The organism is Campylobacter sp. CNRCH_2007_0968H, from assembly GCF_025773245.1.
GTDB classification, from domain to species: Bacteria; Campylobacterota; Campylobacteria; order Campylobacterales; family Campylobacteraceae; genus Campylobacter_D; species Campylobacter_D lari_D.
On the sequence record NZ_JAKMTQ010000021.1, the window covers coordinates 1 to 11,737 of the forward strand.

11 protein-coding genes and 1 pseudogene are annotated in these 11,737 nt (G+C 26.0%); 9 read left to right on the forward strand and 3 right to left on the reverse strand.

The annotated features are described in order from the left end of the window. From L8Y18_RS08100 to L8Y18_RS08110, 3 genes and pseudogenes are all read left to right on the forward strand, one after another. Window positions 1-199, forward strand: a pseudogene (locus L8Y18_RS08100) (hypothetical protein); the annotation flags it as partial. Next, a complete protein-coding gene (locus L8Y18_RS08105; protein ID WP_263659967.1) occupies window positions 200-1,456 on the forward strand; it encodes a hypothetical protein in 1,257 nt (418 codons plus the stop codon). Window positions 1,457-1,459: 3 nt separating this feature from the next. Next, window positions 1,460-2,512, forward strand: coding sequence for a hypothetical protein (locus L8Y18_RS08110; protein WP_263676633.1), 1,053 nt, complete (start codon window positions 1,460-1,462; stop codon window positions 2,510-2,512). Here the strand turns inward: L8Y18_RS08110 and icmH are convergent. Genes icmH through tssJ form a run of 3 tightly spaced genes read right to left on the reverse strand, consistent with a single transcriptional unit; the run spans window position 2,507 to window position 5,142 of the window. After that, window positions 2,507-3,277: a type IVB secretion system protein IcmH/DotU gene (gene icmH / locus L8Y18_RS08115; RefSeq protein ID WP_263676634.1), complete on the reverse strand. Its 771-nt coding sequence runs from the start codon at window positions 3,275-3,277 to the stop codon at window positions 2,507-2,509. The genes L8Y18_RS08110 and icmH overlap by 6 nt on opposite strands. An 8-nt stretch (window positions 3,278-3,285) precedes the next feature. Further along, window positions 3,286-4,686: a type VI secretion system baseplate subunit TssK gene (gene tssK / locus L8Y18_RS08120; protein WP_044598839.1), complete on the reverse strand. Its 1,401-nt coding sequence runs from the start codon at window positions 4,684-4,686 to the stop codon at window positions 3,286-3,288. A gap of 15 nt (window positions 4,687-4,701) precedes the next feature. Continuing rightward, complete coding sequence (gene tssJ / locus L8Y18_RS08125; protein WP_147575446.1) at window positions 4,702-5,142, reverse strand: type VI secretion system lipoprotein TssJ; 441 nt, start codon at window positions 5,140-5,142, stop codon at window positions 4,702-4,704. 94 nt (window positions 5,143-5,236) lie between these two features. Here tssJ and L8Y18_RS08130 point away from each other — a divergent pair, with 94 nt between their 5' ends. The 6 genes from L8Y18_RS08130 (at window position 5,237) to L8Y18_RS08155 (ending at window position 11,570) form a co-directional block, all read left to right on the forward strand. Further along, window positions 5,237-6,511, forward strand: a complete 1,275-nt coding sequence (locus L8Y18_RS08130; protein WP_263659963.1) for a TssA family type VI secretion system protein — start codon at window positions 5,237-5,239, stop codon at window positions 6,509-6,511. A gap of 73 nt (window positions 6,512-6,584) precedes the next feature. Then, on the forward strand, window positions 6,585-7,070 hold the full coding sequence (tssB, locus tag L8Y18_RS08135) for a type VI secretion system contractile sheath small subunit (RefSeq protein WP_263666949.1): 486 nt from the start codon (window positions 6,585-6,587) through the stop codon (window positions 7,068-7,070). Window positions 7,071-7,082: 12 nt separating this feature from the next. After that, window positions 7,083-8,537, forward strand: coding sequence for a type VI secretion system contractile sheath large subunit (tssC, locus tag L8Y18_RS08140; RefSeq protein ID WP_044598842.1), 1,455 nt, complete (start codon window positions 7,083-7,085; stop codon window positions 8,535-8,537). A gap of 3 nt (window positions 8,538-8,540) precedes the next feature. Then, window positions 8,541-8,933, forward strand: coding sequence for a GPW/gp25 family protein (locus L8Y18_RS08145; protein WP_044598843.1), 393 nt, complete (start codon window positions 8,541-8,543; stop codon window positions 8,931-8,933). Between the two features lies 1 nt (window position 8,934). Next, a complete protein-coding gene (gene tssF, locus L8Y18_RS08150; protein WP_263659961.1) occupies window positions 8,935-10,662 on the forward strand; it encodes a type VI secretion system baseplate subunit TssF in 1,728 nt (575 codons plus the stop codon). Continuing rightward, on the forward strand, window positions 10,659-11,570 hold the full coding sequence (locus tag L8Y18_RS08155) for a type VI secretion system baseplate subunit TssG (RefSeq protein WP_257938269.1): 912 nt from the start codon (window positions 10,659-10,661) through the stop codon (window positions 11,568-11,570). The genes tssF and L8Y18_RS08155 overlap by 4 nt, the downstream gene beginning before the upstream one ends. Window positions 11,571-11,737 lie beyond the last annotated feature (167 nt).

The following is an 11,737-nucleotide window of genomic DNA, read 5'->3' on the forward strand; positions in this document are numbered from 1 at the left end:
TCTTTATAACATTAATGAAAAGGGAGAATTTGGTAGCAATGGTAGTATAGGAATAGTTAATGGGGTATTGTTTGAAGATTTATTAAAGCATTTAAGCTATATTACAAATGAAGAAGAATTGCTTTGCGAATTAGAAGTTAAATACCCCCAAAAACGAAACAATAAAATTGTATTTGCAAAAGAAATAAAGGATAGATAAATGAATAGCATAAACTCTAAGGAAATATACGATCTTAAAGCTCCGTTTGCACCAGGAACATATATAGAACTTTTCTTAGAGAATAACGACGATATACAAAGAAAATGGGGTTTTTTTGAATGTGATAGTCAAGCTAAAATGCAATTATTATTTGTATCGGATGATTATTTGCAAAGTTTTGATAGTTTTAGTACTTTAGTTGATATTGATGAAGATGGAGAATTAGAGTGCAATGATGATTACAATGCAACTTTAATTGAACAAGAAAATACAAATAAAATTGGCTTTTCTCTTCCTCTTTATAGAACAAAAGAAACTAAATTTGAAAAATATTATATTGTGGTATTTGCTTATGAAGGCGAAATGCCGACTTTACAAGATCCTTATGTGATCATTGATATGAGTTTTAGAGTGGGTATTGGAGAAGATGATAATGTTGCTAATGGTGTTAATCTTGCAAATTATCCCAAAAATATTCAAGAATGGAACCAAATATCACACATACAAAGTGTTTGGGATGCTGTTAAATTTTTCGAATGTCTATCTAAAAAAATAGGTGATACCTTTACTATTATGAGAGAAAATTTCTTTTCATTCTGTAAAAATAATCCTCAAATAGCAGGAAAAATTGCTTATATTTACTATAGATTTGACCTAGGTAGTCAATCTTTCATAGATAGCGTGGAAAATGATTTCAAAGACTATCAAAGAGATAGAGATTTTTATTTTCAAACTTGTAAAGATGTTTTGCTAAATTGCCCTATAGAAAAAAACAATCCTAAAACATTGAAAGAAAAATATGATGAATTGATGCAAGGTAAAAAATTGGATATAGCAATTTATAAAAATTTAATTAGTAAGATTGCAACCGCTATATGTGAAAAATTAGACTTAAATTTAATAACAAAAAATGGTGAAATAGATTTTTTCCAAGGAGACGAAGAAGAATGGGGAGAATATTACAAAAGACGCATACGTGTTAATGAAAATAATCTACATGATTTAAAAGAAATAATAAAAACTATGATTCACGAGATTAGACATTTTTATGTTGAAACTTATTATTACCCAGGACAAGGTATTTTAAGAGGATATTTGTTTTATGCACATGGATTCTCTATAAGCGATGATTATAAAATTTTATTTGATGGCTTTTATAAATTTGATGACAAAGAAAGGCAAGAAAATGCTTACGAAATACAACCAAATGAAAGAGATGCAAGATTTGTCGAAAAAATAATAGATTTTCTAGGCTAAAGAATGAAAATTAAACTTCCTGATTTAAAAAAATATGCTTTTAACAATAGATCAGATAAAACCATATATCTTGGCATAGAAACAAATATTTTATGTGTCGAAGATAGAATAAACGATATTTCAAATTTCTATAGTAGTAAATATAATAAAAAAATTAATGATTTAACCGCTATTTTATATATAGGAAAGGTAATATTTCAAGAAGAGAAAAACAACTTGTTTCCAAAATTTATAGCAAGTAATTTTGATATTAATTTTGAAAAATTAAATAATTTTTGGCTTAATGAAATAATAAACAACAAAGTGCAATATTTCAGGCAAAATAACAATATAATCTTATCCAAAGAACAAATTTACTCATATTTTGATGATTTGCATTCCAAAAACATCAACTTAATTAAAAATTATTTTAATAAAATTTATGAAAATAGTGGCATTACCGCTTTAATCTATGACAGAAACAACCATAAAAACGATATATTAAATCAACTTGATACGCTATCTAAACAAGATTATAAAATTACATTTAGCGATGAGCTTTTTTACGAATATTTAGTTTGGAGTCTAAATGACTTTTTAATTCCATATTTTTCTGGTAAATTTCAAGATGAAAATGAATTACTTTTTAATGCCGGTGCTTACACTACATATAAAGAATTATATCAAAAACAAATCAATCTTATACCAAATCCTTACTATGGAGAAAATTCTAATATCCCTTTTATTGATTTTTTCTATACTAATATAAATCCATTAAAATATGGGGTGGGTTATATCGAAGGTTATTTAAAATTTTTCAAACACTATCCAAATTCAAAGTTCCTTAAAAAAATGCCTCCAATAAAAGGATATAAATTCTATAGCCCTAATATTAACCATGATGGTAAAATTTTATCTTCAAATAAAGGAAAATTTTATTTTTCTCTAGCTGAAAATCCTCAAATTTTTATTTATTTTTTTCAAAAATATTACCCAAAAATTTGTAACCTTCCAAAACATTGGAACGAAATTATGTTTCAAAAGTTAAAATTAAACATTCCAAACGAAGAGTTATAATTTTTCTATATTCTTAATCAAACTGCTAATATTAGAATCGATTTTAATATTATGAGTTTGTAAATCAAAAATTGCAAAAATGAAAAAACCTAAAATACATCCAATAGGTATAACAACTAACGCAAATTTCATAAATCTGCGTTGAAAATACTGCCAAAATTTTTCCCTATTAGCTCCATTATAAGCCTTATCAAAAGCTGTCTCATCTGTTAAATTTATAAGAGGAGTTAAAGCCGATGCTATATTATTACAAAGATAAATAATTTTTTCCTCAACATCTTTTTCATGAGAATATTTTCCTCTATATCCTAAAATCAAGCAAACATATATGAATTCCAAAAAATCCTTGTTTTTGGATGGATTAGACAACCAAGAAAGCGCTATATCGTAAAAATTATCACCACCTAGAGTCTCATCAAATAACCTCACGGTTAAAGTATGATTTGCCCAAGAGCTATTAATAAATAAATCATTTTTCATTAGACTTTCATCTATAAATACGCATAAGCAATATCTTAATTTTATAATATCTTTCTCATCATACTCTTTAAAAGTACTTAATCTTGAACTCCAAACCAAAATTTCATTCACAAGTTTTTCTTTTAAATTCTCTATATAAGCAGTATCCAAAGAATGAACCTTAGATAATCTATAAACAAGTAAAAGAATTTCCAAACAATTATCAACAACTTTATTGATTTCTAAACCTTTTAAATCACTTTCTAAAAGCAAAGATCCTTCTTTAAAATGTGATTCTTTTTGCATATTACTCCTTAAAATACAGCCCACATTTTTATATCAGGGTTTTTTATATTTGTTGTTAGATATAAACTTATAACATTTTCGCCCTTAAAGTATTTAAACAGCTCATCTTTTTTGTCTAACTTGTAATAAATATAACCATTTAAATAAGGTATAGAAGATGGAATATTTGAAATTTGCTCTATGTTTATCCCTCGTAATTGTGTTGTTACTATACTTTTTATCCTACTTTGAGTATGAATTTTACTTTGAGTTTTAAAATTATATAATAAATACTCATGATTAACATCAGCACTAATAGCTAAAAATAATTCACCCTCTTCAATAACCGTAGGATTGTCAAATAACAAATCATAAAATCCATTGTTATTGTCAATTACTTGAGCCATAGTATATTTTGGAGAAGTTATTTTTGCAAATAAAACTCTCAGTTGATTAGTAAGTGGTAAAAAAGTGTTAGTCAAGTCATCATGATTATATACTATAAAATCAGAAAAGGAGCTTTCAGTACCAAAAGCACTAAGATCTCCTTGAAAATCAACTAATTTTTCATATAAATTTTCAGGATGTATTTTATCTTTATTGATTATATATGAAAAAATAAAATACCATTTTTTTAAAAGATTAAGCGATAAATATGTACTAAAATCCAAGGTGTTTTTAGTTTGATCTATACCCTTAAATACTTCAGTGAGTATTTCTTTATGCTGTTTAATTGAATGCGAAATTTCTTCTAAAAATGATTTAATATACGAAGATTTATTTAAATCTAAACAAGTGGGTATAAAACTTTCATCTAACTCTATTTTTTTATTTAAATCAATATTTTTGATTTTTGCTATAGGAATTTCAAGTTCATCTGGAGTTTTGCTACCTAAAAAGCCCAATTTCAATCTCAAACTAGCTAAAGTAATGCTTATTTTTTCTTGAGAGAAAGTAATATTATCATTCTCATATTCATCTTCTAAATCAGTATGTTTAAAAACATCATTAGTATTATCATCATATATTCTTGAAGCTACAACACTTCTTAAACTAATGTATTTTGAATTAGGTATATTATTGTGTAAAGATATATCTGCTATAGAGGATAAACCCATAGGAATTTTAATAACAATAATAGAATTTACCAAAGAATCATAATTAACTTCCAAAGGCTCTGGAAGCTCATCTTGTTCTGGTGCATTAAAAATGCTACCATCTTTAGCAATTCCAGAAATTCTTTTAAGTGCTATTTTTCCTTGCATTAGCATTTCATTGGAAAATTCTAAATCAATTATTCCATATAAATTATTGAAAGTTGAAATTGTTTTAAGATTAATATTTCTTTCAAAATATCGTTCTTGTTGCTCAAAATGAATTTTATCAATATTTAGCCCATTAAACCAAGCTACTTTTAGCTTATCTGCCATTATATTTTCCTTAGATTAAATATGTCTAATACCATCTTTTGTTATTTCAAATTTTAATGTTTTTTTAGTTCCAAAACCATTAGCATCATCTGTTTTTGCCCAAATTTTTGTTACTTTTTTAGTATTATTTGCAAATAAAACCAAAATACCAATATACGGCACTTCTTCATCTATAACTTTAAAAGCAATAATATTATCTTTAGGGGCAATTTGTAGTCTAATCGAGTCAATTTTATCTCTACCGAGTATAGCATCCTCTCTATTAATCAGCTCTAAATCACTAGCCTTTATAAATTTATTTACATCTTTTAGTTGATACACAATAACAGTCAAAGGAACATCATCATTTCTACTATTTAAATTAGAATTTTTTATATTATCAATCTTTACACTTACAACACTAGAGCAAGAACTTAAAAACAACCCCATGAGCAACATAACAAAAATTTTTCTCATTCCCATCCTTAAAAAAATACTTAAATAAATAACACTATAATTTTATTTTTTATTATAATTAAAAAAACTTTCAATAGTGCTTAGGAGATAAAAAATGATTTTCTGTGATCATTATGAAGAAAATTTAGAAAACTTAGAGATATTTCATTTACTTGAAGAAGAGATGACAAAATACAAAACATTAAATCATGAAAAAATACAATGGGATAAGGTATATGAATACTCATTAGATATTTTACAAAACAACTCGATGGATATGAAAATTTTCGCTTACTTTTCTTTATCATGTTTAGCATTAAATAACGAAGAGTGTTTTAAAATATTTTTAGAAATAATAATTTTTACAGAAAAATTATTTCGAGAAAAACCTGAAAATATAAGTAAAACATCTTCTATACTATTAAATCAAAAAAAGAAATACAAACAAATTGTTGAAAATTTTATTAATGAATTTAATAAAAATTCACCAAAATGCTCACAAGTCGCAGCTAAAAGTTTAAATGAGTATTTTGAAAAATTACGCGAAATTTTAAATTGTAATTTTGCAAAATTAAACATTAAAGAAGAAATAACTCAAACTAAACAATCACCTCTTAAATCTCCAGTGACACAAGTAAATATCGATATAAAAAACACAAAATTATCTAATCTTAGTGATAGAGAATACAGAACATTATTAAATAATCTAGCAATAGAATTACTAGAAAATAACATTGAAAATACCAATGCTTATTCATTGTTTGCAGAAGCAGCTTGGGGAAGATTAAAAACCCTTCCACCGCATTCAGATTTTGTCACTAAAGTAAGATATCCTGATAGAAATTTAATAAAATTACTATTAGATAAAAATACGAATGAGTTAGATCAAATAAAATGTTTTATCAACAACCTTTCACTTAACCCTTTCTGGATAGAAGGATTTAAACTATTTTGTGATTTTTTACATCATCATCAAAAAGAACACTCCTTGAAAATTTTAAATTTACTAACTTGCAATTTTATTCTCAAATTCAAAGATATTACCAAGTTAAGATTTGACAACGGCGAATTAATGTGTAAAGAAGATACATTTAATTATTTTGTAAAACAAAATCAAGAAACTAATAAAAAAACACTCACTACATCCGATAAAAATAAAAAAGTAGAACAAATACTCATTGAAATAAACAATGAAAATTATAATAATTCTTTATTTTGTAATATAAATTCTTTAATAGCCATGGCACAAGTTTTTGAAACAAACAATATGAAAAATAATGCAAAAATTATATACTTACAACTAGTTGAACTTATGGAAAAAACCTTATTAAAGGATTACTTAAGTGATGAGTATAATTATGCAAAAAACAAAACTAATAAAAAAATATAAACTTAGTTATTCTTTATTTAGTTTTATGTATAATTTAAAAAATAAATTTTAATTCAAAAAATAAGGAAGTAAAATGTCTGATGGATCAAGTGCACCAAAAGAACGCATAAATATAACCTACAAGGCAAAAACAAACGGGCAAAATGCAGAGATAGAATTACCTTTAAAACTTATGATAATGGCTAATTTAACAGGTAAAAATGAACAAAATTTAGAAGATAGGGAAGTTGTGTCTATCAACAAAATAAATTTTAATCAAGTTATGCAAAAACTAGACATCAAAACCCAATTTAATGTTAAAAATACTTTGGGTGGAGGCGCTGAAGAATTAGATATCAACCTAAAAATATCTAGTATGAAAGATTTTTCGCCTGATAATATAGTGCAACAAGTGCCAGAGTTAAATAAACTAATGCGCCTTAGAGAAGCATTAATGGCTCTAAAAGGACCTATGGGTAATATTCCAAATTTTAGAAAAGCTGTTTTAGATGCTCTAAAAAATGAAAAAACCAAAGAGCAGTTGCTTTTAGAAATCAAAAAAGAAAATAACGAAGAATAAAGGAAACATAATATGTCAAAAGATAAAGTAATTGATACTCCAATTATTGAAAGTATTATGGAAAAAAGCAAATATGCTAGAAATGATGAAAGCTATAGTATAGCAAAAAGAGGAGTAGCCGAATTTATTTCCGCAATAGTTGAAAGCGATAACATAGAAGATAAAATCAACAAATTTGCACTTGATGAAATGATTGCCCATATCGATGATTTATTATCAAAACAAATGGATGAGATTTTACATAATGAAGAATTTCAAAAATTAGAATCGACTTGGAGAGGACTTTTCTTCTTAGTAGAAAGAACTGATTTTAATGAAAATATTAAAATTAATCTTTTTGATATTACAAAAGAAGAAGTTTTAGAAGATTTCGAAAATAATCCAGACATCACCCAAAGTGTTGTTTATAAAAATATTTATTCTTCAGAATATGGACAATTTGGTGGAGAACCAGTTGGTGCTATAATTGGTGATTACCAACTAAGCACTACAAGTCCAGATATGACTTTTTTAAATAAAATGTCAAGCATAGCAGCAATGAGTCATTCTCCATTTTTAACTTCTTTAGGACCTAAATTTTTTGGTTTAGAAAATTATTCAGAATTAGCTAATATTCAGGATTTACAAAGTCTTCTCGAGGGTCCACAATACACAAGATGGAGAACTTTTAGAGAAAATGAAGATTCTAAATACACAGGATTAATGGTTACGAGGTTTTTGACAAGATCGCCTTATGATAGTGAAGAAAATCCCATCAAAAGCTTTAATTACAAAGAAAATGTTCACGCATCTCACAATCATCTATTATGGGGAAATTCAGCATATGCTTTCGCAACAAGATTAACAGAAAGTTTTGCTAAATACAGGTGGTGTGGTAGTATCATAGGACCAAAAAGCGGTGGAAGCGTAAAAGATCTTCCTACTTATTTTTATGAAAATTTTGGAAACTTAAAAGCTAAAATTCCTACTGAAGTTTTGATTACAGATAGAAGAGAATATGAACTTGCAGAAAATGGGTTTATAACTTTAACTCTAAGAAGAGACACCAATAATGCAGCATTTTTTTCAGCAAATTCTGCTTTAAAACCTAAAATATTTCCAAACACACCAGAAGGAAAAGAGGCTGAAACAAATTACCGCTTAGGCACTCAATTGCCTTATGTATTTTTAATTTCAAGATTAGCACATTATCTAAAAGTACTACAAAGAGAAGAAATTGGAAGCTGGAAGGAAAGAAGTGATATTGAAAATGGTTTAAACGAATGGGTTAGACAATATATTTCAGATCAAGAAAATCCACCAGCAGAGGTTAGAAGTAGAAGACCTTTTAGAGGGGCTCAAGTAAAAGTGGATAATATACCAGGGGAGCCTGGATGGTATAAGATTGGGTTGAGTGTTCGTCCTCACTTTAAATATATGGGTGGAAATTTTGAACTATCTTTAGTAGGTAAATTGGATAAAGAATAATAAATGTCTTTGTTGGATAAAATTATTCATTCATTGGATGAGCAATATCAAAATATCCCTTTTTATCAAAATGAATTTCAAGAAATAAAAAATAATATACAAGTTTTGCTTAATGCAAAACTTGATGACTGCTTAAGTGTTGAAGATTTTGGATTATCTAGTATGGAAAATCTAAATTTAAGCTCGACAGAACTTTGCTTGAACATGGCAAAAGAAATTCATAAACTCATAAGTAAATACGAAAAAAGAATTATAATTAATTCTATCACATATAATGATTCTTTAAAACCTTGGCAACTTTCATTTTTACTAAAATGTGTTTTTTGTAATGATAATTTTAAAGAATTTGCAATTGAAATTATATTTAAAAATAATCGATATTGCGAGGTTATCTAAAATGACACAAGATGATATACATTATTATCAAAAGGAGATTGCTTATCTTAATCATGCTCGGAAAATTTTTATAGATAAATTTCCCAAGTTAACCCCTTTTTTATCTTACGATAGTAAAGATCCAGATATAGAAAGAATTATTGAAAATTTAGCAATATTAACCTCTAAAATTCATCAAGAATTAGATCAAAATATACCCTATATTGCAGAATCTCTAATTAATATTCTTTCTCCAAATTACACCAACATTCTACCTTCTATGTGTATGCAAGAATTCAAATTTAGCGAAAACAGCAAACTCAACAGATTAATTATTCCTAAAAATAGTACAGTTAAATCTGTATCTATAGAAAAATGTGAATGTGAATTTAAAACAGTATATGATGTATATCTATATCCATTAAATATAGAGAATGTTTTTTTAGGAAGTGAAAGACAATATCATACATTAGATATACAACTTAGAGTTAGTAGAGAAGATTTAAACATAGAACATCTAGGTTTAGATAAACTAAGTATATACTTAGGGGATGATGTTTACACATCATCTACATTACTTTTTTATATGCATCAATATTTAGAAGAAATAAAAGTCATATCTCATGACACAAAAGAAGAATTTAAAATAAATACCCATAATATTAAAACTATGGGTTTAAAGCCAAACGAAAGTTGCCTATTTTATAATGACTTAGGATTTGAATCTTTTTCCTTGCTAAGAGAATACTTTTTTTTGCCTGAAAAATTTAATTTTATCTCAATACAAGGCTTGGATGTTTTACATGAGTGTAAAGGTAAGTTAATTAGCATTTTTTTTAAATTTAATAAGACACTTCCTAAAAATTGTATTATAAAAAATGAATTATTCTCATTATCGACAACACCAATCATTAATATTTTCGAAAAAACAGCAGAACCTATCATCAATAATCACTCGAAAAATGGATATAGAATTTTCATCGATAGAACAAATTTAAATGCATATGATATAGTTCAAATAAAACAAGTCAAAGCACATAATAGCGACAGCGGGAGTAGAATTTTAAAAAATTATAAAAATTTTGAACGTTTTGAATTTATGCAAAATAAAATACAAGATTTTTACTACATTACAAATAAATCAAATTCCAAGCAAGATAACTTCAAAGAAATATCGTTTTTTTCCTCAAACAATACAAATGAAACAATCACAATAGATGTATTATGCTGTAATAAAAATTTACCGACCCGTTTAAAAATAGGCGATATCAATCTTATACCTTTTTATAAAGATGCTATTACGAAAAACATTACCATTCCAACGCCGATTAAGCAAGTTAAAACCAATGGTGATCTTTTATGGAAATTAGTTTCTATTTTGTCATTTAGTTACCAAACTCTTTTAACAAAAACATCCTTTTTTCAAGTTTTAGAAAGCTATAGCTTTCCCGATGATAAAACTTCTGAAGTAGTATGTCAATTACTTACCTCTTCAATAATTGACATACAGTCAAAACCAAGCTACTTAATTGATGAGCATATTACAAAAAAAGGCACTATGAGTATTATAAGTATAGATGATTCTAAATTTTATTCTTTGGGTGAAGTTTATAAGCTAGGATTAATAATTTCAGAATTTTTATCATCCTTTGTGAGTATTAATTCATTTTGTGAATTAAAAATTAAATGCATAAACTCAAAAGCAACTATACATTATCCTTTTAAAAAAGGAATTAAACCTATATTATGAACAATGCAAACTCTTATACCTTTTATAAACTTCTTAAAAAATTATTAAAAGATCATCCCAAAGAAGATATTTTTCTAAGGGTAAATAATGCCCTAATGCATCCTAACAAAGAAATCGAATATGTAAAATTCAATAAAAATATTAGTGATTTTCCTATTGAAATTATGATTAATTTTATGGGTCTACAAGGTAATACATCACAACTCCCTTCTTATATACTAGACAAGCTCTCTAGGAATGAGGATGGCGGGGATGGATGGAGTTTATTTTTTGATTTCTTCAATCACTATCTTCTTTGGATTTTTTTTGAAATTACTACTCTTAACAATTATCCAAAAAGTTTTGATATTAATTTCAGCGATAGAATTTCTAAAATACTATTTTCTATGTTAGGTATCAATGATACAAAAATTGCAAAGAGATATCTACCTTTTGCACCGTTATTACTAAGTTTAAGAAGACCTAAAAGTTATATTGAAAGAATTTTACAAATCACTTTTAATTTACAAAATCAATTAAATATTATAGAAAATATACCCCATCAAATTTACATAAGACACATACAATTAAATAAATTAGGAAGTAAAAATCATATTTTAGGAAAAAATCTAATCTTAGGAAAAAAATTTCTATCTTACCAAAATAAAATAGCTATTTATATAAAAGATATACACTATGATGAAGCTTTAAAATACTTTCCAAACGCAGAAAAATACAAAGAGCTTAAAGAAAGTATATTATTTCTAACTAACAATGAATTTTGTGTTGATTTATATCTTAAAATTATTTTTAATAAAAGAATGCTGTTTAAGCTAGGAGATTACTCTCACTCCAAATTAGGATGGGGTAAAATTTTAGGAAAAAAAATAAAAAATTACGAAATAATACATATTAAACTTCATGAATAATTTTTATATTTATCAAAATATATCATTTATTCATCTATATTAAAATCAAATACATAAGATCTGAATTTTTATTATTAAACTATTGATATTATTAAATTTTATTAATACCCAATATTATGAAAATAACCATAAATTAACAACAAGCTTATATTAATCCAAAACTCTAT

What these genes read in the sequence shown, in the direction of transcription:
- L8Y18_RS08105 (WP_263659967.1), top strand. Translation starts at nt 200, where the DNA reads ATGAATAGCATAAACTCTAAGGAAATATACGATCTTAAAGCTCCGTTT.
- tssB (WP_263666949.1), top strand. Translation starts at nt 6,585, where the DNA reads ATGTCTGATGGATCAAGTGCACCAAAAGAACGCATAAATATAACCTAC.
- L8Y18_RS08130 (WP_263659963.1), top strand. Translation starts at nt 5,237, where the DNA reads ATGATTTTCTGTGATCATTATGAAGAAAATTTAGAAAACTTAGAGATA.
- tssC (WP_044598842.1), top strand. Translation starts at nt 7,083, where the DNA reads ATGTCAAAAGATAAAGTAATTGATACTCCAATTATTGAAAGTATTATG.
- L8Y18_RS08110 (WP_263676633.1), top strand. Translation starts at nt 1,460, where the DNA reads ATGAAAATTAAACTTCCTGATTTAAAAAAATATGCTTTTAACAATAGA.
- tssK (WP_044598839.1), bottom strand. Translation starts at nt 4,686, where the DNA reads ATGGCAGATAAGCTAAAAGTAGCTTGGTTTAATGGGCTAAATATTGAT.
- L8Y18_RS08145 (WP_044598843.1), top strand. Translation starts at nt 8,541, where the DNA reads ATGTCTTTGTTGGATAAAATTATTCATTCATTGGATGAGCAATATCAA.
- L8Y18_RS08155 (WP_257938269.1), top strand. Translation starts at nt 10,659, where the DNA reads ATGAACAATGCAAACTCTTATACCTTTTATAAACTTCTTAAAAAATTA.
- icmH (WP_263676634.1), bottom strand. Translation starts at nt 3,277, where the DNA reads ATGCAAAAAGAATCACATTTTAAAGAAGGATCTTTGCTTTTAGAAAGT.
- tssJ (WP_147575446.1), bottom strand. Translation starts at nt 5,142, where the DNA reads ATGAGAAAAATTTTTGTTATGTTGCTCATGGGGTTGTTTTTAAGTTCT.
- tssF (WP_263659961.1), top strand. Translation starts at nt 8,935, where the DNA reads ATGACACAAGATGATATACATTATTATCAAAAGGAGATTGCTTATCTT.